At 73.8% G+C, this 24,263-nt stretch carries 20 protein-coding genes; 13 read left to right on the top strand and 7 right to left on the bottom strand.

Going from position 1 to position 24,263, the window contains the following annotated elements:
• Nucleotide 1: 1 nt before the first annotated feature.
• Together ACH4E7_RS05940 and ACH4E7_RS05935 are read right to left on the bottom strand one after the other, a co-directional pair.
• Entirely contained in the window at nt 2–3,082 is a 3,081-nt protein-coding gene (locus tag ACH4E7_RS05940; RefSeq protein WP_396247758.1) for an AAA family ATPase, read from the bottom strand.
• Nucleotides 3,079–4,248 carry an exonuclease SbcCD subunit D gene (locus tag ACH4E7_RS05935; RefSeq protein WP_396247757.1) on the bottom strand — a complete coding sequence of 390 codons (1,170 nt, stop codon included), beginning with the start codon at nt 4,246–4,248 and terminating at the stop codon, nt 3,079–3,081. The genes ACH4E7_RS05940 and ACH4E7_RS05935 overlap by 4 nt, the downstream gene beginning before the upstream one ends.
• A 540-nt stretch (nt 4,249–4,788) precedes the next feature.
• On the opposite strand from ACH4E7_RS05935, the gene ACH4E7_RS05930 reads away from it, so the two are divergent.
• The 4 genes from ACH4E7_RS05930 (at nt 4,789) to ACH4E7_RS05915 (ending at nt 8,881) form a co-directional block, all read left to right on the top strand.
• The gene (locus ACH4E7_RS05930) at nt 4,789–5,949 is read left to right on the top strand and encodes a hypothetical protein (protein ID WP_396247756.1); all 1,161 of its coding nucleotides are present in this window, start codon (nt 4,789–4,791) and stop codon (nt 5,947–5,949) included.
• Nucleotides 5,950–6,139: 190 nt separating this feature from the next.
• Nucleotides 6,140–6,778 carry a hypothetical protein gene (locus tag ACH4E7_RS05925; RefSeq protein WP_396247755.1) on the top strand — a complete coding sequence of 213 codons (639 nt, stop codon included), beginning with the start codon at nt 6,140–6,142 and terminating at the stop codon, nt 6,776–6,778.
• A gap of 404 nt (nt 6,779–7,182) precedes the next feature.
• A complete protein-coding gene (locus tag ACH4E7_RS05920) occupies nt 7,183–7,926 on the top strand; it encodes an SGNH/GDSL hydrolase family protein (protein ID WP_396247754.1) in 744 nt (247 codons plus the stop codon).
• Between the two features lie 157 nt (nt 7,927–8,083).
• The gene (locus tag ACH4E7_RS05915) at nt 8,084–8,881 is read left to right on the top strand and encodes an SGNH/GDSL hydrolase family protein (RefSeq protein ID WP_396247753.1); all 798 of its coding nucleotides are present in this window, start codon (nt 8,084–8,086) and stop codon (nt 8,879–8,881) included.
• Nucleotides 8,882–8,974: 93 nt separating this feature from the next.
• Here the strand turns inward: ACH4E7_RS05915 and ACH4E7_RS05910 are convergent, their stop codons facing one another.
• The 4 genes from ACH4E7_RS05910 to ACH4E7_RS05895 all read right to left on the bottom strand — a co-directional run bounded on the left by ACH4E7_RS05910 (nt 8,975) and on the right by ACH4E7_RS05895 (nt 13,027).
• Complete coding sequence (locus tag ACH4E7_RS05910) at nt 8,975–9,886, bottom strand: nitroreductase/quinone reductase family protein (protein ID WP_396247752.1); 912 nt, start codon at nt 9,884–9,886, stop codon at nt 8,975–8,977.
• Between the two features lie 378 nt (nt 9,887–10,264).
• Nucleotides 10,265–10,519 carry a hypothetical protein gene (locus ACH4E7_RS05905; protein ID WP_396247751.1) on the bottom strand — a complete coding sequence of 85 codons (255 nt, stop codon included), beginning with the start codon at nt 10,517–10,519 and terminating at the stop codon, nt 10,265–10,267.
• A gap of 26 nt (nt 10,520–10,545) precedes the next feature.
• Nucleotides 10,546–11,067 carry a polysaccharide deacetylase family protein gene (locus tag ACH4E7_RS05900; protein WP_396247750.1) on the bottom strand — a complete coding sequence of 174 codons (522 nt, stop codon included), beginning with the start codon at nt 11,065–11,067 and terminating at the stop codon, nt 10,546–10,548.
• Between the two features lie 133 nt (nt 11,068–11,200).
• Nucleotides 11,201–13,027 (bottom strand): AMP-dependent synthetase/ligase, encoded by a 1,827-nt coding sequence (locus tag ACH4E7_RS05895; RefSeq protein ID WP_396247749.1) that lies wholly within the window; start codon nt 13,025–13,027, stop codon nt 11,201–11,203.
• 571 nt (nt 13,028–13,598) lie between these two features.
• Here ACH4E7_RS05895 and ACH4E7_RS05890 point away from each other — a divergent pair.
• The 5 genes from ACH4E7_RS05890 to ACH4E7_RS05870 all read left to right on the top strand — a co-directional run bounded on the left by ACH4E7_RS05890 (nt 13,599) and on the right by ACH4E7_RS05870 (nt 19,780).
• Entirely contained in the window at nt 13,599–16,586 is a 2,988-nt protein-coding gene (locus tag ACH4E7_RS05890; protein ID WP_396247748.1) for a nitrate- and nitrite sensing domain-containing protein, read from the top strand.
• A complete protein-coding gene (locus tag ACH4E7_RS05885; protein WP_396247747.1) occupies nt 16,583–17,002 on the top strand; it encodes a roadblock/LC7 domain-containing protein in 420 nt (139 codons plus the stop codon). The genes ACH4E7_RS05890 and ACH4E7_RS05885 overlap by 4 nt, the downstream gene beginning before the upstream one ends.
• Nucleotides 17,003–17,010: 8 nt before the next feature.
• The gene (locus ACH4E7_RS05880; protein WP_396247746.1) at nt 17,011–17,556 is read left to right on the top strand and encodes a DUF742 domain-containing protein; all 546 of its coding nucleotides are present in this window, start codon (nt 17,011–17,013) and stop codon (nt 17,554–17,556) included.
• 79 nt (nt 17,557–17,635) lie between these two features.
• A complete protein-coding gene (locus ACH4E7_RS05875; RefSeq protein WP_396247892.1) occupies nt 17,636–18,184 on the top strand; it encodes a GTP-binding protein in 549 nt (182 codons plus the stop codon).
• Nucleotides 18,185–19,093: 909 nt separating this feature from the next.
• The gene (locus tag ACH4E7_RS05870; RefSeq protein ID WP_396247745.1) at nt 19,094–19,780 is read left to right on the top strand and encodes a winged helix-turn-helix domain-containing protein; all 687 of its coding nucleotides are present in this window, start codon (nt 19,094–19,096) and stop codon (nt 19,778–19,780) included.
• Between the two features lie 218 nt (nt 19,781–19,998).
• Here ACH4E7_RS05870 and ACH4E7_RS05865 read toward each other — a convergent pair whose 3' ends face one another.
• Nucleotides 19,999–20,991, bottom strand: a complete 993-nt coding sequence (locus ACH4E7_RS05865) for an aldo/keto reductase (RefSeq protein WP_396247744.1) — start codon at nt 20,989–20,991, stop codon at nt 19,999–20,001.
• A gap of 362 nt (nt 20,992–21,353) precedes the next feature.
• Between ACH4E7_RS05865 and ACH4E7_RS05860 the strand changes: the two genes are divergently transcribed.
• The 4 genes from ACH4E7_RS05860 to ACH4E7_RS05845 all read left to right on the top strand — a co-directional run bounded on the left by ACH4E7_RS05860 (nt 21,354) and on the right by ACH4E7_RS05845 (nt 24,155).
• Complete coding sequence (locus ACH4E7_RS05860) at nt 21,354–21,920, top strand: TetR/AcrR family transcriptional regulator (RefSeq protein ID WP_396247743.1); 567 nt, start codon at nt 21,354–21,356, stop codon at nt 21,918–21,920.
• An 83-nt stretch (nt 21,921–22,003) separates the two neighbouring features.
• Complete coding sequence (locus ACH4E7_RS05855) at nt 22,004–22,579, top strand: DUF4865 family protein (RefSeq protein ID WP_396247742.1); 576 nt, start codon at nt 22,004–22,006, stop codon at nt 22,577–22,579.
• Nucleotides 22,580–22,596: 17 nt separating this feature from the next.
• On the top strand, nt 22,597–23,196 hold the full coding sequence (locus ACH4E7_RS05850; protein ID WP_396247741.1) for a carboxymuconolactone decarboxylase family protein: 600 nt from the start codon (nt 22,597–22,599) through the stop codon (nt 23,194–23,196).
• Complete coding sequence (locus tag ACH4E7_RS05845) at nt 23,193–24,155, top strand: phosphotriesterase (protein WP_396247740.1); 963 nt, start codon at nt 23,193–23,195, stop codon at nt 24,153–24,155. The genes ACH4E7_RS05850 and ACH4E7_RS05845 overlap by 4 nt, the downstream gene beginning before the upstream one ends.
• The last annotated feature ends 108 nt before the right edge of the window (nt 24,156–24,263 follow it).

Raw genomic sequence — 24,263 nt, 5'->3', positions numbered from 1 at the left:
CCTAGACGTCCTCTCGGGTGGCCAGGGCCAGGGTGGAGCCGTGGCGGCCCTTGCGGACCATGAGCTGGGCGGGGATGCGGCTGCGCAGGTCGGCGACGTGGCTGACGATGCCGACCGCGCGGTCCCGCTCGCGCAGGCCGTCGAGGACGTCCATCACTTCCTCCAGGGACTGTTCGTCCAGGGTGCCGAAGCCCTCGTCGATGAACAGGGTGTCCAGCGGCATGCCGCCCGCCTCGTCGGTGACCACGTCGGCCAGGCCGAGGGCGAGGGAGAGCGAGGCGAAGAAGCTCTCGCCGCCGGAGAGGGTCGCGGTGTCCCGCTCGGTGCCCGTCCAGGCGTCGACCACCAGCAGGGCCAGGCCGGAGCGCTTGTTGCCGGTGCCCCGGTCGTCGCTGTGCACCAGGGTGTAGCGGCCGCCCGACATCCGGACCAGCCGGTCGCTGGCCGCCGCCGCGACCTGCTCCAGCCGGGCCGCCAGGACGTACGACTCCAGGCGCATCCGCAGCCGGTTCTCGGTGGAGGTGCCGGCGGCCAGCGCGGCGAGCCGGTTGATCCGCCCGTACCGCTCCAGCGCCGGGGCGAGGTCCCCGGCCAGCTCGGTCAGCTGCCGCCCGATCGAGGCCAGCGCACCGCAGCGCTCGCGGGCGGCCGACCGGGCCGCGTGCGCCCGGCCGAGCCGGTCGGTGGCGGCGCCGAGCGCGGCAGCGGCGGCGGACAGGGCGACCGGCGGACGGGCCGCGGCCTCGGCCAGTTCGGGCAGCGCGAGCTCGTGCTGCACGGCGGCCGACTCCGCGCGGTGCCGCTCCAGCCGGGCCTCCAGCCGCTCGCGCTCCTCGCGCGGCAGCAGCACCGCGAGCGCCGCCGCGGCGTCCGGGAAGCCCGCCGCGGCGCAGGCCTGGCCGAGCTCCTCCTCGGCCTCGCCGAGTCGCGCCCGGGCCTGCGCGCAGGCCCGGGCGGCGGCGGCGGCCGCGGCCACCTCCTCGGCGAGCCGGGTGAGAGCCGAAGCCCGGTCGGCGACCGAGGACGCCTCGCCCCGGGCAGCCGCCACCTTGGCGGTCAGCTCCCGCTGCTCGGCGTCCAGCGCCTGCAGTCGGTCGGTGAGGACGGCGGCGCGCTCCTTGGCCTCGTGCAGCTCGTCCAGGCGGCGGGCGCGGTCCTGCGCCAGCCGGCCGATCTCCTGCTCGACCCGGCCGAGCGTCTCCGCCTCGTGCAGCGTCCCGCGGTGCTCGCACTCCAGCCCGGCCAGGGACTGCGCGAGCACGTCCGTACCGTCCGGCCCGGCCGCCCCGGCGGCGGTCGCCTCGCGCACCCGCAGCGCGGTCAGGGCCTGGTCGGCCGCCGTCCAGGCCTGCTCGGCGGCGGCCTGGGCCCGCCGGGACCGCTCCTCGTCCTCGGCGCTCACCCGGCTGCCGGCGGCGGCCTCGGCGGGCGCCGGGTGCTCGGGCGAGCCGCAGACCCGGCAGGCCTCGCCCACCCGCAGTTGCTCGGCCAGCTCGGCGGCCATCCCGGCCAGCCGGCGGTTCCGCAGGTCCAGGCTGTGCTCGCGGGCGTCCAACGCCGCGGTGCGCAGCTCGACGACCCGCGGCTCGGCGTCCATGATCTCGGACCGCAGGCCGTCGCGCTCCCGGGCCGCGCCCAGTCGGCCGGCCAACTCGGTGCGCTGACCGTCCAGTTGCTCGACCCGGGCGCTCGCCGCCTGGGCCCGGGACTGTCGCTCCTCCAACCGGCCCAGCTCGCCGTCGAATTCGGCGAGCCAGTCCTCGGCCTCCTCGGCCAGTTCCTCGGCGGCGCTCCGTTCCTGCGCCAAGGCACGCTGCTCACGGGCGAGTTCGGCGCAGCGCCGCTCCTCCGCCCGGGCCGCCTCCAGCCGGACCACCTCGGCCCGCAGCCGCAGCTCGGCCTCGGCCAACTCGGCGGCGCCCGCCTCGGTGTCGGTCCCGGCTTCGGCGTCGGCTCCGGTTCCGCCTTCGGCGAGCCTGCGGCCCTCGGGGCCGGACCGGGCCAGCGCCTCCCGGCGCCGCCGCTCCGCCTCCCGCGCGCGCCCGAGCGCCTCGGCCGCGTTGTCCCGCAGCCGCAGCGCTGACTCCACCCCGACGGCCTCCTGCGCGGCCGCCAGCCGCTGCCGGTCCCGCGCGGCGGCGGGTTCGAACCCGGCCAGCCGCTCGGCCTCGACCAGTGCCTCCCGGTGTCGACGCTGGCGCCCGGCCAACTCCTCGGCGGCCTCCCGGCCGTGCTGGGCCGCCCGCTGCGCCGCCTCCGCGCCCGCGAGCGCGGCCTCGGCGACGGTGAGCTGCTCGGCCGCGCCGCTGCGCAGCACCGCCGCCCAGCCGAGCACCCCGGCGGTCAGGTCGGCGTCGCCGTCCTCGGCCGGCACCCAGCCCTCGGCGGGCTCGGCGTCGGGCCCGGCCGCCTGCTCGGCCTTGCTGGCGAGATCGCGCAGGCGGCGCCGACCGGCCTGGACGGCGGCCTCCTGGGCGCGCCGCTGATCGGCGAGCCAGGACTCGACCTGCCCGTACCGATCGGTGTCGAACAGCCGTCGCAGCAGCTTGCCGCGCTCCTCCGAGTCGGCCTTGAGGAAGCGGGCGAAGTCACCCTGCGGCAGCAGCACCACCTGGCAGAACTGCTCCCGGCTCATGCCGATCAGCCGGTGGATCTCCTCCCCGGCCTCCTGGTGCGACTTGCTGAGCGGCCGCCAGCCGGGCGCGCCGTCGCCCGCGTCGGCCGCCCACTCGCGCAGCAGGGTCTGCGGCCGTTCGACCGTGGTGCCGCTGCCGACCTTCTTCGGCCGACGCTGCTCGGGCAGCCGGGTGATCTGCAGCCGCCGCCCGCCGAGCGTCAGCTCCAGCTGTACCTGGGTCAGTTGTTTCGGGTCGGCGTGATCGCTGCGCAGCCGGTTGGCCCGGCGGGCGTTCGGCGTCTCGCCGTAGAGGGCGAAGCAGACCGCGTCCAGCACGCTGCTCTTGCCCGCGCCGGTCGCACCGCGCAGCAGGAACAGCCCGCCGGCGGCGAGCGCGTCGAAGTCCACCGTCTCGCTGCCCGCGAACGGGCCGAAGGCGGTGACGGTGAGCCTGTGCAGCCTCATCGGGGCAGGTCCGCCTTCCGGTCGGTGCTCTGCCGGACGCGCTCGAAGCCCTCGCGCAGCCAACCGAGCTCGTCCGGCTCCGGCTCGGCGCCAGGGCGGACGTGCCGCAGGAAGCCCTCGGCGATCTCCAGGTCGTCCCGGCCGCTGACCCTGGCCGCGTACGACTCGGACGGCCCGCCCTCGCTCTCCTCGGGGTCGAACAGCAGCTGGAGGGTGTGCGGGAAGCGGCGGCGCAGCTTCTCCATCGGCTCGCTCGGGCGGGCCGTGTCGGTGAGCGTGGCCTGCACCCAGGACCGCTCGTGCTCGGCGTACCTCTCGTCGGTGAGGAGCGCGTCGAGCGTGTCGCGCAGGGTGGCGAGCGGGCGGGGCTGCGGACAGTCGATCCGCTCGGCGGCCACCGAGCCGTCGGCCGCGAGGTCGACCAGCCACATGGTCTTGCGCTGGCGCACCTCGGAGAAGGAGTAGGCGAGCGGGGAGCCGCTGTAGCGCAGGTGCGGGGCGAGGGTCTGGCAGCCGTGCAAGTGGCCGAGTGCGGCGTAGTGCACCCCGTCGAACACCGCGGCCGGCACGGAGGCGACCCCGCCGACCGCGATGTCCCGCTCGCTGTCGCTCGGCGTGCCGCCGGTGACGAAGGCGTGGGCCAGCACCACGGCCCTGGTCCCCTCCGGGCGCGCCGCCAGATCGGCCCGGACCTGGTCCATCGCCGCGCCGAGCACCGCCGCGTGCCCGCCCTTGGCCAGCCCGAAGCGCTCGCGCACCAGCGTCGGCTCCAGGTACGGCAGCCCGTACACCGCCACCGGCCCGTGCTCGTCCGCCAGTAGGACGGGCTCGGCGCACTCGCCCGGATCGGTCCGCAGGTGGATCCCGGCCCGCCCGATCAGCCCGGCGCCGACCCCGAGGCGGCGGGCCGAGTCGTGGTTCCCGCTGATGAACACCGTCGGCACCCCGAGGTCCGCCAGCCGGTGCAGCACGTCGTCGAACAGTGCGACCGCCTCCAGGCCCGGCAGTGCCCGGTCGTACACATCCCCGGCGACCAGCACGGCGTCCACGCCCTCGGACCGGACCACTGCCACCAGGTGGTCCAGGAAGTCGCGCTGGGCGTCGTGCAGGCTCTCCCGGTGGAACGAGCGCCCGAGATGCCAGTCGGAGGTATGCAGGAGTCGCATGGTCCCCGACGATAGCGCCCGGTCCTGACAATCCCGCCGGGCTCAGGTGTCACGGGCCCCTCGGCCACTGCCCGGCCCTGGAGGGTGTCCGGGGTGTCGGTGAAGCCGTTGGCGCCGCGCTCACGGTCCCCGGCCGGGGCGTGCGCCGCAGCGGCGGTCCGCCGAGGACCGGTCCCGCCGTGCGCATCCGTGCCACCGTCGCTGCGCCGGCGAACGTCCGAGCCGTGATCGTCGAGCCCCCTCGGCCGGCGGTCGCTGAGGCGACCTGCCAGGACAGCAGCCCCGGGATCGGGTCGTTCGTGGTCTCAGGAGGACGTGATTGATCGGCAATGGCCGAAATTCCGACAGGAAATCGCCAGGACCGTTCGACGTGCGACCGCACAGCCGGGCGGCCCTGACCTTGTTCGATTACTAGGGGTCGATTGTCGGTGGCTCTGTGTAGGTTCCGTGGTGTCGGCGACTCCGGGAGTCGGAGTGGCCGGTGCGGTCCGGCGCTGTCCGGTGCCGGCCGGTGCCGAGAGGGCGAGTGGGAGGAAACCCATGACTGTGCGGGAGTCGGTGTACGAGGTGTCGGGCATCGTGGTGGTGCGCGGCGGGCCGGCACGGGGGCGGCGGGTGCTGGTGTTCGGCGGGCGGCGGCCCGGGGCCGGGCTCGGCGGGGTGCCGACCGGCGGTCCCGGTGGGTCGGCACCGCCGGGAGGTGGGCGGCCGCCGGGCGGGCGGGCCGGTGGGGCCGGGGCGCGTGGGCGGCGTGGCGGCCGGGCCCGGGGTGCGCCGCCGCAGCCGGTGGCGGTCGCGCTGGCCGCGGAGGCCGCCGACTTCGCCGGGCTGGCGAAGTACGGGCTGTTCGGTGCGCTCGGGCACCAGGAGTACCTACGGCGGGCGGAGGAGCAGCTGAGGGGCCTGTACGGGCAGGGGCTGGAGGTGCACCTGCGCGTCCTGGAGGCGGGTGACTTCGAGGACTACTGCGCGGCGCTCGGGCTCGACCCCCGGACGTCCGCCGCGCGGGTCGCGTACGCGGGCGATCCGGAGCTGGCCGGGGAGCCGTTCGTCTACGCGGGGGAGCGGTTGGCCGAGCTGCTGCCGGTGCTGCTGGACGACCACCGGGCGCGGGTGCGGATGTCCGTCGCCTGCGCGGCGCTGCTGGACGCGGTCGGCGGCGACCCGGCCGGGCAGCGGCGGATGGCGGCGGTGATGCGGTACGTGACCTCGGTCTACCTGGCACTGGCCGAAGGCGCGGGGGAGGGCTGCCACCTGCTGACACTGCGGTGTCACGGTCCGGAGGACGGCGAGGAGCTCACCTCGGCGGTGGACGTCTGTGTGGAGGCGGGGCGACTGCACCCCGCCGGACGGGACACGGAGGCCTTCTGTGTCACGCTCGCGGCGGGCGTGGCCTCGGGTGGCGAGGGGGCGCTGCTGCTGCACGGCGATCCGTCGAGCGGGCCGCCGGTCAACTCGCCGGCTGACTCGTCGGCCGACGCTCCGGGCGGGTCGGCGGCCGACCGGCCGTCCGGGCCGCTGGTGCGTGGCTGGGCCCTCGCCGGTGGGCGGCTGCGGCCGATGACCGCCCACGAGGTGTTCGACGAGCTGGCCGACGACGCGGCGCGGGGGCTGCCCTTCCCGCCCGGGGTGGTCCCGCGGCCGGGGTTCCCGCTGCCGGGCTTCCCGGGATCCGGGGGCGGGGGTGGGTCGCTGGGGTGATCAGCGCGTTCGTGGTCGCCACATCCACCATGCGGCGCTGGGGACTGTTCATCGACCGCCTGTTCGGGGAAGATCGGAGAAGATCAACAGCAGGAGCGCCCGGTACCCCACGCCGCCGCTCCGGCCGCTCCGCTCCGAACCGTGCTCCGCAGGTCCGGCGAGCCCGACACCGAGAGGGGGGACGCACGGCATGGGCCGGATCGAGTTCACGGCGGAGGTCGCCGAGCTGCTCGGGAAGGTGCGGCGGCGTCCTTCGGCGGGCTGGCCGTGGCGGCCGGGCGAGCAGGTGCCGGACGGGTTGCCGGTGAAGCAGTCCTGGGGCTGGCTGTTCGCCCCGGACGGGCGGGTGCTGACCCTGGTGAACCCGCGGGACGGGATCTGTTCGCTGCCCGGCGGCTCGCTGGAGCCGGAGGACGACGGGGACCCGGCCGCGGCCCTGGCCCGGGAGGCGGGCGAGGAGGCCCAGGCCGTGATCGGCCGGCCGTACTACCTCGGCTACCTCTACGACCGGGTGGGTTCGGCGAACGGCGGGCACGAGTGCGCGCGGGTCCGGATGGCGGCGGCGCTGCGGGCGGTCGGTCCGAGCGCGGCCGACCCCGCCTCGGGCCGGCACTACCGGCGGCTGCTGGTCGCGCCGGGGCTCGCGGTCGAGCTGCTGGGCTGGGGCGCGCCCGGGCTGCGCCAGGCCCGGGCGGCGGTCGCCACGGCCGTCCAGTGGCTCGGGGTTCCGGCCGCGGCGAACGAGACGATCGAGGAGCTGCCGGCCGAGGGCTGCACGGTCTCCGCCGGGTCGGTGTACGCCGGGCGCGGCTGGTCGGCAGGAAGCTGACCGGGCCCCGGGCGGGCAGCTGATCCGAGCCTTCGGGCGCGGAACCGGCCCGGGCCCTCGGGTGGGGAGCTGAACCAACCCTTCGGGTGGAGTGCCGAACTGACGCAGCGGCAGCCGTACGCTGACCGGCTGTTGACGCCGAGCTGACTTCCCCCGATTTTCTCATCTACACGCGATGACCGACGCGCGTCGACGTGCACCGGCGCCCACCAGCGTGAACTCACGCTCCGTCTAGGGCGGTTCACTTCAGCGCCATCAGACTGGCCGTCAATGTCCTTGGCATGAGCGCTTCCGCGTCCGGCTACCGCCTGGTATCCCTTCCTGTGACCCACGTCATACCAGGAGGTGCCATGCTCCGCCCTGCCCGTGCTCTGTCCGTTGCCGCGATAGCGGCTCTCCTTTCCATGACGACGCTCTTCGCCGCGTCATCGGCCAACGCGGCCGGCGTGAACTATGTCGCCCTCGGGGACTCCTACTCCGCCGGTGTCGGTGCCGGCGGCTACCTGAGTGACAGCGGTAGCTGCAAGCGCAGCACCAGCGCCTACGCGTACCTGTGGAAGAGCGCGCACAAGCCGTCCTCCTTCAGCTTCGTGGCCTGCTCCGGCGCGAGAACCGGCGACGTGCTCAACAGTCAGATCTCCGCCCTGAACTCCGGTACCACGCTGGTGAGCCTCACGATCGGCGGCAATGACGCGGGCTTCGCCGACACCATGCAGACCTGTGTGCTGGGGAGCGACAGTGACTGCCTCGGCGCCGTGAACGCGGCCAAGAGCTACGCCCTCAACACCCTGCCCGGCCAGCTGGACCGGGTGTACTCCGCGATCCACGCCAAGGCGCCGAACGCCCACGTCGTGGTGATGGGCTACCCGCACCTGTACAAGGTGGGCGGCTCCTGCATCTTCGGCATCGGTGACACCAAGCGCGCCGCCATCAACGAGGCCGCGGACACGTTGGACGGTGTCATCGCCAAGCGGGTCGCCAATGCGGGCTTCACCTTCGGTGACGTCCGGAGCGTCTTCTCCGGCCATGAGATCTGCGGCTCGCTGAGCACCTGGCTGCACAGCACCACCCTGCCGATCGACGAGAGCTACCACCCGAACTCGGCCGGCCAGGCCAGCGGTTACCTCCCGGTCTTCAGCCGCTCCTGAGGCCGCGCCTCGGTGGCGATCCGCCAAGTAGGCCATGTTCGCGAGGAGTTCACTTCCACGCCGCCGGACTGCCAGTCTGCGTCCTTGGCGTGAGCCCTTCCGCGGCCGGTTACTACTTGGTATCCATTCTGTGACCCACGTCATACCAGGAGGTGCAATGCTCCGCCCTGCTCGTACCCTGTCCGTCGCTGCGATAGCCGCTCTCCTCACGCTGACGACGCTCTTCACGGCGTCCTCCGCCGACGCGGCCGGTGTCAACTACGTGGCGCTCGGGGACTCCTACTCGGCCGGCGTCGGTGCCGGCAGCTACCTGAGCGACAGCGGTAGCTGCAAGCGCAGCACCAACGCCTACGCCTACCTCTGGACGAACGCGAACGCGCCGTCCTCCTTCTCCTTCGTCGCCTGTTCGGGTGCGAGAACCGGTGACGTCCTCAACAGTCAGATCTCGGCCCTGGACTCCAGCACCACGCTGGTGAGCCTCACGATCGGCGGCAACGACGCCGGGTTCTCCAGCACCATGCAGACCTGTGTGCTGGGGAGCGACAGCGACTGCCTCAACGCCGTCAGCGCCGCCGAGAACTACGCCCTCAACACCCTGCCCGGCCAGCTGGACCAGGTGTACTCCGCGATCCACGCCAAGGCGCCAAACGCCCACGTCGTGGTGATGGGCTACCCGCACCTGTACCAGATCGACGGCTTCTGCATCTTCGGCATCGGTGACACCAAGCGCGCCGCCATCAACGAGGCCGCGGACACGTTGGACGGTGTCATCGCCAAGCGGGTCGCCAACGCGGGCTTCACCTTCGGTGACGTGCGCGACATCTTCTCCGGGCACGAGATCTGCGGGTCTCTGGACACCTGGCTGCACAGCACCACCCTGCCGATCGACGAGAGCTACCACCCGAACTCGGACGGCCAGGCCAACGGCTACCTGCCGGTCTTCAGCCAGTCCTGAGGCCCCGGCTCCAGCGCGCCGTCAGGTGCGTGACGCAACACCGGTGCGGCCGTCCCCTCCCGAGTTGTGGGAGGGGACGGCCGCACCGCCGTTTCAGCCGCCGGACGGGGCGGGCCGGGCCGGCGGGAAGGGGATTCCGGCGAGGGTCGGCAGCAGTTCGGCCTCCTCGTAGTCGAGGTGCGCCTCCAACAACTCGGCCGACATCCGGTCCAGTTCGGCCCGGAGTCGCTCGGGTTCGGCGACCGCGGCCCCGGCCAGCAGCGTCACCAGCTCCTGTTTGATCCGCCCGATCGCCCGGTGCTGCTCGCCGAGCCGCTCCAGCACCCCGGCCAGCTCCGGGTGGCTGCGGGCGAGCGCCGGGAAGATCGCGGCATCCTCCCCGGTGTGGTGGTGCGTCAACCCCTGGCAGAACGCCAGGCAGTGCTGTCGCAGCTGCAGACCGAGCCCGGCCGGACGGCCGGAGGAGTGGGCCCGCGCCTCCTGTCGGATGTGACGCAGCTGCGCGCGCAACCAGGTGTGCGCCTCCAGCAGCTTGTCGGCGAGGCTGTTCACCTCGCGGGGTGCGTCGGCCGGCGCCTCTGGTCGCTCCAGAACGATCACTGGCAACTCCCGCTCGGTGTGCGCCTGGTAGTCGCCGTACCCAGGTGCCTTCCGGGCGACGGTGGCGAACAGCCGCTCCCGGCGGGCGCCTTCGGCGGGTACGGCGATCGCCTCGAAGGCCTCGGTGCCGAGCTCGACCCGGACCACCGGGTGGGCCAGCCGGTTGCGGTACCACTGAGGGTGTTCAGGTGCTCCGGCCGCCGAGGCGACCACCAGCACCAGGCCCTCGGTCCGGACGTACCCGAGCGGGACGGTGTGCGGGCGCCCGGTGCGGGCCCCGGTGGTGGTCAGCAGGAGCAGATCGCCGCCCTCGAACGGGCCGCCGGCCCGGCCGCCGTTGGCGCGGAGCTCGTCGATGACATTCAGATTGAAGGAATTGACGGACGTGGAGGATGAATCGGGCATATGTGTGTGGTGAAGTCTCCGGAGAATTCGGGGAGGTCGCGGCCACACGCGGTACCAGCGGGCGGGCGGACACCGCGGTGACCGCCAAGGTCAGATCAGGGCAGCGGAGAAAGTACTCATCGCGCATCGTCCCCTTGTGAATTGGGTGCTGGTTCGGCTGCCGACCGGCCCACTGCTCTGTGGCCGACGCCGCGCCGCACGCCCCCATTAGAGCCGCGCCGCGGACGCCATGTCAACGATCGAGATCACCGGCCGGAGGGGCGGATGGCGGCGAACGGATGACAGATAACAGCTGACAGATTTCAGATGACGAAGTCTGTCATCTGTCATCCGTCAGCTGTCATTCCTCATCTGTCGGTCAGTCGGCCCGACGCGATTTCAGCGCAGATAGTCCACCAGCCCCGCCGGCTTGAGTCCGGCGGCGTCGGCGGCGAGGGCGGGCGGCAGGTCGGTGGCGAGGGTGTCGGTCCAGTGCATCAGCACCACGTCGCCCGGCTGCAGCAGGCCCGGGTGCCAGATGGTGGAGGCGCCCCGGCTGAAGTCGGCGTCGACGGTCAGCGCGGTGCGGATGCCGCAGTCGGCGGCGGCCTGCAGGGTGTCGGCGTTCCAGGCGAAGTACGGCGGGCGGAACACCGCAGGCGCGGTGCCGAACAGGCGGGTTATCGCGCTATCGCGTCCCGGGCGTCGCAGATCTCGACCTGCTGCTGCTCCAGCGGGAGCGTGCTGAGGTCCGAGTGCGAGACGCTGTGGTCCTGGATCGAGGAGCCGGGCACGGCGGTGACCCGCTTGAAGAAGTCCGGGTCGGCGCCGGCCGGCATCGGCAGTGGGAAGGCGGTGATCGGCAGGTGGTGGTGGTCGGAGATGAACCGCTCCGCCTCGGGGGTGCGCTGCCAGCCGTCGTCCACGGTGAGGAAGACGACTTGTCGTTGGTCGGGATCGAGCCCCGCGTCACCGCCGGGGCGGGCGCCGGACCGTCGACCCGGACGTCGTCCACCGAGAACGGCCCCTGCTGCTACCAGCCGTGCACGTACAGCCGGACGCTGCGGGCGTTCGGGCCGCCGGTGCAGCTCCAGCCTGGGATGCTGCCCCAGTCCGCGAGGCCGGCGGAGGGTAGCTCGTCGGAGTCGTTGAGCCGGGACGCTCCCGGAGGGGCGGGAGCGGGCTGTACCGGTGCGCCGCACGCGGACCGAAGAGCAGCAATGGACTGGACCAATCAGCCCGTCAAGGGAATTGGTCGGTGAGCCGTGCCGCCAGGGACCAGCTGCGCCATGATAAGCAAGACGGAACGTCAGAGATATTGCGCGCAACGACAGTTCAGGAGAGGTACAACTCCTCGATGTCCTCGGCGTAGTACTCCGCGATCGCCGCCCGCCGCAGCTTGAGCGAGGGCGTCAACAGCCCCTGCTCCTGGCTGAACTCCCGTGGCAGCAGCCGGAACGCGCGGATCGACTCGGCCCGTGACACGGCCGTGTTCGCCGCCGCCACCGCGCGCTGGATCTCGACGTGCAGCTGATCGTCCGCGAGCACCGCCCACGGGTCCAGCTGCGCCCGCCCGTGGGTCTTCAACCAGTGCGCCAGCGCGGCCGGGTCGAGCGTGATCAGCGCGGCCACGTACGGGCGGTCGTCGCCCACCACCAGGCACTGGGAGACCAGCGGATGCGCCTCGACCCGCTCCTCCAGCGCCACCGGGGCGAGGTTCTTGCCGCTGCTGGTGACGATCAGGTCCTTCTTGCGGCCGGTGATGGTGAGGTAGCCGTCCTTGTCCAGCCGGCCCAGGTCGCCGGTGGCGAACCAGCCGTCGACCAGTGATTCCGCCGTGCACTGCGGGTGGTTCAGGTAGCCGCCGAAGACCGAGTCGCCGCGCACCCACACCTCGCCGTCGTCGGCGATCGCCACCGACGCGCCCGGCACGGGCTGCCCGACCGTGCCGAGCTTCTGCCGTCCGGCCGGGTTGGCGGTGATCGCGGCAGTGGTCTCGGTCAGCCCGTAGCCCTCGTACAGCTGGAGCCCGGCGCCGGTGAAGAACAGGCCTAACTCGCGTCGCAGCGAGGACCCGCCGCACATCACGCTGCGCACCCGGCCGCCGAGCACGGCGCGCAGCCTGGGGTAGACGGTCCGCTCGTAGGCGAGGTGGCGCAGCCGCAGTGCCGCGCCCGGACTGGGGCCGCGACCGAAGACCTTCTGCTCCCGGGCGGCTGCCCACTCGACCGCCACCTGCCGGGCCTGCTCGAAGAGTTCGCCGCGTCCGGCCTCCTCGGCGGCGCGCCTGGCCTGCTGGAAGATCTTCTCGAAGACGTACGGCACGGCGTGCAGGAAGGTGGGCCGGAAGGTCTTCAGGGCGGGTAGTAGCGCGTCGGTGGAGACCTCGGGGATGTGGCCGATCCGGAAGCCGCCGCGGATCGCCGCGATCTGCACGGCCCGCCCGTAGACGTGCGCGAGCGGCAGGAACAGCAGGGTGGCGGGCTGGCCGCCGCCGGTGTCGCGGAAGACCTCGCCCCAGCCGTCGAGCAGCGCGTCGGCCTCGGCGGCCAGGTTGCCGTGGGTGATCAGGCAGCCCTTGGGGCGGCCGGTGGTGCCCGAGGTGTAGACGACGGTGGCGATGTTGGCGGCCGCGACGCCGAGCCGCTGGCGGTGCACCAGCGCGTCGGGCACGTCCCGACCGTCCTCGGTGATCGCGGCGACGCAGCCGCGGTCCAGCTGCCAGATGCCGGTCAGGTCGGGCAGGGCGTCGCAGACCGCGCCGACGGTCATCGCCGCGTCCTCGTCCTCGACCAGGCAGGCCACCGCCTGGGTCTCGGCGAGGATCCAGCGCACCTGTTCGGGTGCGGCGGTGGGGTAGACCGGGACGGTGATCGCACCGATCGACCAGAGTGCGTAGTCGAACAGCGTCCACTCGTAGCGGGTGCGGGACATCAGGGCGACCCGGTCGCCGTAGCGCACGCCGCGGGTCAGCAGGCCCTTGGCGAGGGCGAGCACCTGGTCGCGGAACTCGCGGGCGGTGACGTCCTGCCACCGTTCGTCGCCGGCCCTCCAGGACAGCTGGACCAGCTCGGGAGTACGTTCGGCGGTGTCGTACAGAGAGTCGGCGAGTCCTCCGGTGGCCTCGCGCCCGGGCGGGGCGGGGGTGGTGAACTCGCGCACAGTCCTCCCCAGTTCGCGTCTCGCGGCGCTGTCTGCCGGTCCCGGCGGGCGGGCGTCGGGGTGGCGGCGCCCGGTCGCGCGGGTGGAGCGAAACTATCGGATCGTCCTGTCACTGCCCAGGGTTGTGACGGTGAACCGACGAGATCGGCACGGGGTCGCTTGGATGGTGTCGCGATTGGGGAGGCGCGGGGGAGGAGTCGAGGAGTTGGTGCGTGCACCGCGTGACCTGGGCATTCGGGGTGCCGGTGGACGATCCGGGCGTGATCCGGGTCGGTGTCGGCCATCGGGCGGGGGCGAAGCGGCCGTGATTGCGGGCGGTTCCTGACGTGTCCTGGGCAAGGTGAGGGGGTGGAGTGGTTCGACCCTCGAACGTGTGGTCACGGCGTAGTAGAGTCTCGCAGACCTGAGGCCGGGAGCCCTCCGCAGCTTCCTTCCCATACCTCCGCAAAGTCCGTCCGAGCCGTCCTCCCCACGCCCGCCGAACCCGCCCGAGTCCGTCGAACCCTCCGCACACCTCACACCGCTTCCCCCGCTCCCCGTCCGCGCCTGGCACTTCCCGACCGAGGACTCCATGCGTCTGCGCAGCAGCTCGATCCGCGCGAAGATCATCGCGCTGCTCCTGGTGCCCATCGTCGCGCTCGCCGCCCTGTGGGTGTACGCGACGCTCGCCACCACCGGGGACGTCTGGAACCAGTTGGCGATCAGCCGTGCGTACAAGGAGTACGGCGCCGCGGTCGACCAGTATGCCAGCGACCTGCAGAGCGAGCGGCGGGCCGCCGTCCAGCGCCTGGCCGACCCGAACTCGCCGGTCGCCCGGGACGCCTTCGAGCACGCCAAGACCGCCACCGACCGCAGCCTCGCCGCACTGCGGCAGCGCAAGGACAGCGCCGGCGGCGAGCTCTCCGCCGCTCAGCGGGCCCGCCTGGTGCAGATCCTCGCCGCCGCCGACCAGATCACCCCGCTGCGCGCCCAGGTCGGCCGGCTCGCGCTCAACTGGGAGTTCGCGCTCGGGCAGTACAGCGACCTGGTCCGGCCGGTGTTCGGCTTCCGGTCCGCCTACGTGGCCCGGCAGAGCGGCCAACTCCCGCGGCAGGGAACCATCCTGATCGAGCTGGTGCGCGCCCGCGAGTACCTCTCGCAGGAGGACGCGGCCATGGAGGGCCTGCGCACCAGCGCCGCCAAGCCCACCGCCGAGCAGTACCAGGTCGCGCTGGACGCCCTGCACAACCAGCAGGCGCTGTTCACCGTCTACATCGCCGAACTCGAACCCGCCGACCAGGCCGACTACATCGCCCTGCGCGGCGGCGAGGCCTGGGGCGCGCTGGCCCGGGCCGAGGCGGACTTCGTCGGCGCCGGTGGCCCGGACCGGGTCGTGCAGGCACTCAACGGCGACAACTGGCGGGAGACCGCCGACCGTTCGCTCGGCGACCTCTCCTCGATCAACTCCCGGATCGCCGCCGGACTGGACGAGCGCGGGCGGTCTACCGCGATCGCGGCGCTCTGGAGCGGAGGCATCGCCGGTGCGGTCGGCCTGGTCGCCGTCGTCCTGACCATCCTGATCTCCTTCCGGATCGGTCGGGGCCTGGCCCGCGAGCTGATCGGCCTGCGCAACGCGGCCAACGAGCTGGCCACCACCCGGCTGCCCTCCGTCATGCTGCGACTGCGTCGCGGCGAGCCGGTCGACGTGGCGGTCGAGGCGCCCGAACTGCACTTCGGCCAGGCCGAGATCGGGCAGGTCGGCCAGGCCATCAACGCGGTCCAGCGGACCGCCGTCGAGGCCGCCGTGGAACAGGCCGAGCTGCGGCGCGGCGTCTCGGCGGTGTTCGTCAACCTGGCCCGCCGCAGCCAGGTGCTGCTGCACCGGCAGCTCACCCTGCTCGACACCATGGAGCGCCGCACCGAGGACCCGGCGGAGCTGGCGGACCTCTTCAAGGTCGACCACCTCACCACCCGTATGCGCCGGCACGCGGAGGGCCTGATCATCCTGGCCGGCGGCTCGCCCGGGCGCGCCTGGCGCAAGCCGGTCCGGATGGTGGATGTGGTCCGCGCGGCGGTCGGCGAGGTCGAGGACTACGCCCGGGTGGCCGTCCGGCCGTTCCCCGGCACCGGCCTGCTCGGCAGCGCGGTCGCCGATGTGACCCACCTGGTCGCCGAACTCGTGGAGAACGCCGCGGTGTTCTCCCCGCCGAACACCCAAGTCACCGTCCAGGGCGAGGTGGTGGCGCACGGCTTCGCGCTGGAGATCGACGACCGCGGCCTCGGGCTGAGCGAGCAGCTGCTCGCCGAGATCAACGAACGCCTCGCCGTGGAGCAGGAGTTCGACCTCGCCGACACCGACCGGCTGGGATTGTTCGTGGTCAGCCGGCTCGCCCGGCGGCACGGTATCCGGGTCCACCTGCGGCCCTCCCCGTACGGGGGGACCACGGCGGTGGTGCTGATCCCGCGCGAGCTGCTGGCGGAGGCGCCGGACGGGCTGCCGGAGCCGCCGGCCTCCGGGGCCGCGGGCGCTTCGGGCGCCGCGTCCGGCCGTCCCGCGAAGCGGGCGGCGGCGGGGCGGCGAGGGCAGCGCGACCTGGTCGCGGTGCCGGATACGGCCTCGGCCTCGGCATCCGCGTCCGCGTCCACGTCCGCCGCGACGTCCTCGGCGGGTCCGGGTGGCCGCCACCGGGTGACCGGTGGGCCGCGCCCGTCCGCGCCCGAGGCGGGGCGTACGGCCAACGGGCTGCCGCGCCGGGCGGCGCGGACCAAGGGCGGACCGGTGCTGGTGTCCGCGCCTGCGCCGGACGTCGAGGGCACTCGGGGAACGGGACGGCACCGGCGGGACGAGGCGGCTGCTGACACGCCGGTGGCCGACGCGCCCGTGACCGTTGCTCCCGTGGACGCCGCGCCGTCGGACGCCGTGCCGTCGGACGCCGTGCCGGTGGACGCCGCGCTCCGGACCCGGGGCGGTCTGCCCCGGCGGGTCCGGCAGGCGAACCTCGCGCCGCAGCTCAGGGAGCAGGCGAAGGAGCGGCTCAGGGGTGGGAACGGGTCCGAGGACCGCGCCGCCCGGGAGGCCGGGTCGGCGGGCGAGTCGGGTGAGGTCCGGGAGCTCAGGGAAGCCCGGGAGTGCTCGCCCGAGGAGGCCCGGGCCACCTTCGCCTCGTTCCAGCGCGGCTTCACCCGCGGGCGCGGTGCCACCGGTCCGGCCGACCGTGCCGCCCGGGACCGCGCCGCCCAGAGCCGTACCGCCCCGGACCGCATCCTGCAGGATCGTTCCGGCCCGTCAGACGCCCGGCCCACGGCCGTACCCGCCTGGCAGCCGCCGGACCTGTCCCGGCGGGCGATCAGCCCGGCTCCCGCCCCGGCGGCACTGCCCGCGCCCGCCCCCGAGGACGCCGGCCGGGCCCCGCTCGCCCGCCGGGTCCCGGCCGGGCAGCCGGTGCGGCGGAACCCGGCGTCCGTCCCGCCCGTACAACCAGTGACACTTGCAGTACCCGAAGCAGCTGAAGCACCCGCAGTACCGGCATCACCCGCATCACCTGCACCACCCGCCCCAGCGGAAGGAACTGATTCATGACCACTTCGACGCAGCCGTCCGGCGACCTCAACTGGCTCCTGGACGACCTGGTGGGACGCGTCGCGGCCCTGCGCCACGCGGTGATCCTCTCCAGCGACGGGCTGGCCACCGGTGCCTCCCGCGACCTCGACCGGGAGGACGCCGAGCACCTCGCCGCCGTCGCGGCCGGGTTCCACAGCCTGGCCAAGGGCACCGGCGGGCACTTCAAGGTCGGCGGGGTCCGGCAGACCATGGTCGAGCTGGACGAGGCCTTCCTGTTCATCACGGCCGCCGGCGACGGCAGCTGCCTGGCCGTGCTGAGCGAGGCCGAGGCGGACATCGGCCAGATCGCCTACGAGATGGCCCTGCTGGTCAAGCGGGTCGGCGAGCACATGGCCGCCGAGCCGCGCACCGAAACCGCCGCGCCGAGGAGCTGAGCGGTCCGATGGCGGATCCGAAGGCGGACGTGCCGGAGCGCCCGGAGGCGCTCGACGGCTCCCAGGTGCCGGTGGACTCGGCCGAGGCCACCGGCGAGGAGCAGGCGGCCGGCGAGGAGCAGGCGACCACGGACGAACCCGAGGTCGACCTGTTCCAGCCGCGTACCCCGGTCGACGACCGCTGGTTCGACGACGAGGCCGGCCCGGTGGTGCGGCTCTACTCGATGACCCGGGGCCGCACCCGGCCGGTCGAGGAGGGCCTGTTCGACCTGATCTCGCTGGTCACCGCCAAGGACCCCGGGCCGGACGCGGGGGCCGTGCCCGCGCACGTCCTCGACCCGGAGCACCAGACCCTGCTGGCCTGGTGCCGCCACGAGCCGCTGTCCGTCGCCGAGCTCGGCTCCTACACCGACCTGCCGGTCAGTGTCGTGCGCGTCCTGCTCGGCGACCTCTACGACGCCGACCTGATCAGCGTCACCCGACCCGTTCCGCTCGCCGAGCTGCCGGACGAGCGCCTGCTGCGAGACGTGATCAATGGACTCCGTGCGCTCTGACCACACCCCTGCGAGCCCGTCTCCGCAGCGTCGCGGGAACGACAACGACCCGCGCTGGCGCGGCGGTCCGGCCGCTGCGGTGAAGATCCTGGTCGCGGGCGGGTTCGGCGCGGGCAAGACCACCCTCGTCGGCGCGGTCAGCGAGATCCGGCCACTGCGCACCGAGGAGGAGCTCAGCGAGCTGGGCCGCCCGGTGGACGACACCTCGGGCGTCGAGGCGAAGCGCACCACTACGGTGGCCATGGACTTCGGCCGGATCGACCTGCGGCCCGGCCTCGCGCTTTACCTGTTCGGCACCCCCGGGCAGGACCGGTTCTGGTTCGTCTGGGACGAGTTGGCGCGTGGCGCGCTCGGCGCCGTGGTGATCGCGGACACCCGGCGACTGGCCGACTGCTTCCCCTCGGTCGACTTCTTCGAGCAGCGCGGCATCCCGTTCGTGGTCGCGGTCAACTGCTTCGAGGGCACCGAGCGGTTCGCCCCGGGGGAGGTCCGGGACGCGCTCGACCTCGACCCGGGGATCCCCGTGCTGCTGTGCGACGCGCGACTGCGGGAGGACGGGAAGGAACTCCTGGTCGCCCTGGTCGAGCACGCCGCCGCCCTCCGCCACCGGGCCCCCGCCCGGGCCTGACATCCGCGCCTGACGGCCCGGGCCTGACCGCCCGCCGGATACCGCTGGTCAGGGCCCTTCGTCCACTCGGCGTCTCATTCGGTCGTCCACATCCCGGACGTTCGGTGCGCTGAAGGTTGCCTAGACCGGCTCGGGCGTGGAAGGCTCTGTGGACGAAGGCCGCCCCGGCCATGCCGTCGGAGGGCCGGAAGCGTCCCGTTCGCGCGGGTGTTGCCGACCGGTGACGGGCCTTCGACGATCCGACGCGGCACCGTCGGCGCGCACCGGTAGTGGGCGTCGTCACGCAGAACGAAGGGGGAGGGTACCGGGGATGACCGCCAGTCAGCGAGGCATCGCCGCCATGCCCGGCCCCGTCGTGCCGGTGCTCACCGTCCGCCGCCACATCGACCACGCGCTGATCTGCAGCGCCTGTTGTCGCTGACGGCCTCACCTCGCCCCGGTACGTCCCCCGGCGGTTCCGGCCCACCCGGCCGCCGCCCGACGCACCGCCGACCCCCGTCGACCAGGCCGTAGCGGACCGCCCTCCCGGTGTGCCCGCGGCCGACCAACCGGCCCCGCCTCGCGGAGAAACCACACGTGGACATCGTCTGCCCCAGCCCTGCCCCCGGCGTCGCCGGCCGTACCCGTCCGACCGGGCCGGCTCCCGCGATGTGCGCGGGTCCGCGGACCGGGCGGTGGAACGGGCGCGCGCGCCGCGCCACGGACCGCCGACAGGGTCGGCTCGACCTCGAGCCGTTCTGGCCGTCCCGGCAGCCCCACCTGTTCGATCAGACGTGTCCGGGCTCGCCCAGCGCGTCCCGGCTCTCCGCCCGCTGACACCGGTTCGGCCCGGTCCGGCAACGGCAGTACGCCCGGTCGACGCGCAGACGACTCCACCCCGTCCGTCACGCGCGAAATGAGCGGCACGCCATGTCTTCCTCCTCCATCGCCACCCTGCCCCTGCCCGCCGCGACCCCGCACCTGCGCGCGGTCCGCTCGGTTCCCTCCGTTCCCTCCGTCGCCGCTGTCCCCTCGGCCGCCCCGGCCGCCCCGGCCGCCCCGGCCGCCAGGCCGCAGCCCGGGGCGGTCGTCCCACCGGTGCCGGCCTCGCTGCTGGCCGCGCTGCCGGAGGGGGCGACCGTCGTCGCCGCCCTGCCGCAGGGGCTGGTCGCCCAGTACGGCCCGCAGGCCGGCGGTGCGGCGGGCCACCCGATGGTCGGGTACCTGGTGCTGGTGCCGGCCGAAAGTCCGGCGGCTCCGCCCTCGGGGGCTGCCGGCCCCACCGTCTCGGGTGGCGTCTCAGCCACTGGACGCCCGGTCCGCCCGGCCGGGCGCGGGATCACCGTCGACACCGAGCGGCGCAACGCCTACGTCGACGGGCGGCTGCTCGACCTCACCTACCTGGAGTTCGAGCTGCTGGCCCACCTCACCGAGCACCCGCAGCGGGTGCACACCCGGGACCACCTGGTCTCGGCGGTCTGGGGCTACGGTCACGTCGGGGACGGGCGCACCGTCGACGTGCACGTCGCCCGGCTGCGCCGCAAGCTGGGAGCCGCTTACCGGGACACGATCGTGACGGTCCGTCGGGTCGGCTACAAGTACACCCCGGCCGGCTGACCGGAGCCGCCGTCGGTACCGGGACGACGGGCGGCTTGCAGCTGACGGTCGACGGCTGGCAGATCTCGAAGTCTGTCAGCCGTCGACCGTTCGTCGTCAGGAGTCGACCGGCCGTCAGTCGTTGGCGGCCAGTCGCCAGTCGCCAGTCGCCAGTCGCCAGTCGCCAGCCACCAGTTGAAAGTCGAGAGTCGAAGGCCGAAGGTCGCCTGCCGTCCGGCTCAGCGGCTCAGTCGGTCGATCTCCGCCAGCGCATCCGCCGTCAGCGGTCCGCCCGCCAGCGCGTCGAGGTTCTGGTCCAGCTGGGCCACGCTGCTCGCTCCGATGATCACCGAGACCACCCGCGGGTCCCGCAGCACCCAGCACAGCGCCAGCTGCGCCAGCGTCTGCCCGCGGCCCTCGGCGACCTTGACCAGCGCCCGCAGCTGCTCCAGCTTGGTCCCGCTCAGCGCCTCCTCGGTCAGGAACTTCCCGACCGACATCCGCGAACCGGCCGGCACCTCGCCGGAGAGGTAGCGGTCCGTCAACAGTCCCTGGGCGAGCGGGGAGTAGGCGATCAGGCTGGTCTGGGTGTCGCCCACCGCGTCCAGCACGCCACCCTCCTCCACGTGCCGGTTGAGGATCGAGTACGCCGACTGGTTCATCAGCACCGGCGTCCCCAGCTCGCGCAGGATCGCCACCGCCTCCCGGTGCTGCTCCGCCGGGTAGTTGGAGATCGCCGCGTACAGCGCCTTGCCCGAGCGGACCGCGCTGTCCAGCGCCCCCATCGTCTCCTCGATCGGGGTGTCCGGGTCGTAGCGGTGCGAGTAGAAGACGTCGACGTAGTCCAGTCCCATCCGTCCCAGCGACTGGTCCAGGCTGGCCAGCAGGTACTTGCGGCTGCCGCCGTTGCCGTACGGGCCGGGCCACATGTCCCAGCCGGCCTTGGTCGCGATGAACATCTCGTCGCGGTACGGCCGGAAGTCCTGCGCGAACAGGTAGCCGAAGTTGCGCTCCGCGCTGCCGTACGGCGGGCCGTAGTTGTTGGCCAGGTCGAAGTGCGTGACGCCCCGGTCGAAGGCCCGGCGCAGCACGGCCCGCTGCACCTCCAGCGGTTGGGCGTCACCGAAGTTGTGCCAGAGCCCGAGCGAGACGGCGGGCAGCTGAACGCCGCTGCGGCCGGCCTTCCGGTAGGTCATCGAGGCATAGCGGTCATCCGAGGCGAGGTAGCTCATGCCGGACATCTTGCCAGTCGTGAGTGGCGGATCAAGGCCTTGGCCCGCCCCGCCGTGAACTGAGCTCCGCCGCGCCGACCTTGGGTGACGGGAGCCGGACCGGCCCGCCCGAACCGTCGCGCGCGCCCGCCCGCGTGGCGCGCCGCACACCCCTCACCCGGCGTGATGCCCGCCACCGTGCGTGACGTGACGCGCGCCACCGGCCGCGGCGGAATGCCCTTCGGTGGCACGGGGGATGACGAACGGTCGAGGGGCCGTGGCCGCCGGGGGGCGGCGCACGGCCCTCTACCGTTCCGGCGGCCTGAACCTTCGAACGGGAAACCCCTGGCGCTCTGTACCTACTGGTATGTACAGTGATCCACATGAGCACTCAGGACCGCCTCATCGAGAGCACCCAGGCCCTTCTCTGGGAGCGCGGCTACGTCGGCACCAGCCCCAAGGCCATCCAGCAGCGCTCCGGGGTCGGCCAGGGCAGCATGTACCACCACTTCACCGGCAAGCCCGACCTCGCCGCCGTCGCCCTGCGCCGCAGTGCCGAGCAGATGCGCGGCATCGCCGAGGCCGACCTCGCCGCCCCCGGCACCGCCTACGACCGCATCGCCGCCTACCTGCACCGCGACCGCGAGGTGCTGCGCGGCTGCCGGATCGGCCGGATGGCCCAGGACCCGGACGTCGTCGCCGACCCGCAGCTGCGCGCCCCGATCGAGGAGACCTTCGACTGGCTGCGCGGCCGGATCGCCGACCTGGTCGCCGAGGGCCAGGCGAACGGCGAGTTCACCCCCGACCTGGACCCGGCGGACACCGCCGCCGCCGTGGTCGCCGTCGTCCAGGGCGGTTACGTACTGGCCCGCGCTTCGAACAGCGCCGAGCCCTTCGAAACGGCCGTCCGCGGCGCCCTCGGCCTGCTCGCCGTCCACCGCCGGGCCTGAAGCCGGACGGCCACGACGGACTGAAGCCCGAACAGCCCGAACAGCCCGAAGTCCGCCCGAAGCCCAGGACGAGGAGTCCCGCCGTGCACGCCATGCAGTACGAGATCACCCTCCCCGCCGACTACGACATGGGCATCATCCGCAAACGCGTCGCCGACAAGGGCCACCTGCTCGACGCCTACCCGGGCCTCGGCCTCAAGGCCTACCTGGTCCGCGAGCGCGGCCAGGACGACTCGCCGGTCAACCAGTACGCGCCGTTCTACCTCTGGCACACCGCCGAGGGCATGAACGGCTTCCTCTGGGGCCCGGGCTTCCGCGGCCTGAGCAACGACTTCGGCCGCCCCGCGGTCCGGCACTGGCTCGGCGCCGGACTCGCCGGGGGCTCCCGGACCGAGGCCCCGACCAGCGCCACCCGCGCGACCGTACGGCTCCCGGAGACCGCCGACCCCGCCGAGGCCGTCGAGCGGGCACTCGCCGAACTCCCCACGCACCCCGCCCTGCACACCGCGGCCGTTGCCGTGGACCCGAGCCGCTGGGAGCTGCTGCGGTTCGCCCTCTGGCACGGCCCGGCCCCCGAGGACGAGCCCGGCACCCGCTACCGGGTGCTGCACCTGTCCCGCCCCGAACTCGACCGGCTGCCGTCCGGCCGCCACTGGTGAAAGGACCCACCACCACGATGCCCACCACCGTGTCCACCACCACCGTGTCCACCACCACCGTGCCCGCGACCGCGATGCCCACGACCGCGACGACCGCCACCCCGGCCCCCGCCATGACCCCCGCCGACCTCACGCCCGCCACGCTCGACCGCGAAGCCGGCTACGCCCTGCTCGCCGACCTGGCCGGCCCCGTTGCCGCCGCGACCCTCGGCGGTCTGGACGGCCTCGCCCCCGGCTTCCCCGACTGGATCGTCACCAGCCTCTTCGGCGGTACCTACCAGCGCCCCGGCCTCGGCCTGCGCGACCGCCAGATCGCCAACCTTGCCGCGCTCACCGCCCTCGGCGGGGTCGAGCCCCAGCTCGCCGACCACGTGCGCAACAGCCTGCGGATCGGGATGACGAGGGAGGAGATCACCGAGGTCCTGGTCCACCTCGCCCCCTACGTCGGGGTCCCCAAGACCCTGGCCGGCCTCCGCGTCGCCACCGCCACCTTCGCGGCCGCCGACGACCAGGCCGAAGCCCGAGCCGCAGCCGAAGCCCAGGTCCGAGCCGAAGAAGCCCGAGCCGACGCCGCAGCCGAAGCCCGAGCCGACGCCCCGGCCGAAGCCCGCGCATGACCACCACACCCACCGCCGCCCGCACGGTACGGACCGTCCTGGGCGACCTCGCCCCCGCCGAGCTGGGCGTCACCGACTCCCACGACCACCTCTTCATCCGCAGCCCCCGCTTCCCCGGCCAGGAGCTGGACGACCCGGCCGCCGCCGAGGACGTCCTGCGCGCCTACGCCGCCGCCGGCGGCCGCACCCTCGTCCAGTGGACCCCGTGGGGCCTGGGCCGCGGCGCGGACTCCCTCGCCGAGTTGTCCCGCACGACCGGCGTCCACGTCGTCGCCGCCACCGGCGCGCACCAGACGGCCCACTACGCCCCCGGCCGCTTCCCGATCCTCGGCGACCAGGGGTCCCGACGCCCCGCCCCGTACGCCGACCTCGCCGAGCGCTTCGTCACCGAACTCACCGCCGGACTCCCGGGCGCGCCCGAGGGCGTCCGCGCCGGCCTGATCAAGATCGCCGACGACGCGGGCCCCAGCACCCGGCACACCCGCTGGATGATGGCCGCGGCCGCCGAGGCGCACCACGCCACCGGTGCCCCGATCGCCGTCCACCTGGAACCCGACGGCGACCCGTACCGCGTCCTGCGCCGGCTCCACGGCCGGCACGGAGTCCGCCCCGACCGGATCATCCTCGGCCACCTCACCCGCTTCACCGACCGGACCGTGCACCGCGGCCTCGCCGCCGAGGGCGTCTTCCTCGCTCTGGACAGCCCCTCCCGGATCGGTCACCCCGCCGACCTCCAGGCCTTCGACGTGATCGCCGACCTGGTCGAGGCGGGCCACGCCGACCGGCTGCTGCTCGGAGCCGACACCACCACCCGCACGGCCCGCGAGGTCGGCGGCCCCGCCCGGCTGCTCACCGACCTCGCCCCGCAGCTGGCCCGCAGCCACGGGCCCGAGCTGCCCGAACGGCTGCTGGTCGCCAACCCGGCCGTCGCCCTGGCCGTCGACTGGCGCGTCCCCTGAGCGCACCCCCTGAGCGCGTCCCCGCCGGGCCCGTTCCTGTGGCCGAGTGTGCCCGCCGGGGTTTGAATCCGAGTAGCCCCTGCCGGACCACGCCCCAGAGAGGCGGCC

Origin of the sequence: Kitasatospora sp. NPDC018058 (genome assembly GCF_044327205.1) — a bacterium.
Taxonomy (GTDB): domain Bacteria; phylum Actinomycetota; class Actinomycetes; order Streptomycetales; family Streptomycetaceae; genus Kitasatospora.
Note: the sequence above shows the minus strand (reverse complement) of the source record. Positions and strands in the feature narration are given on the sequence as shown.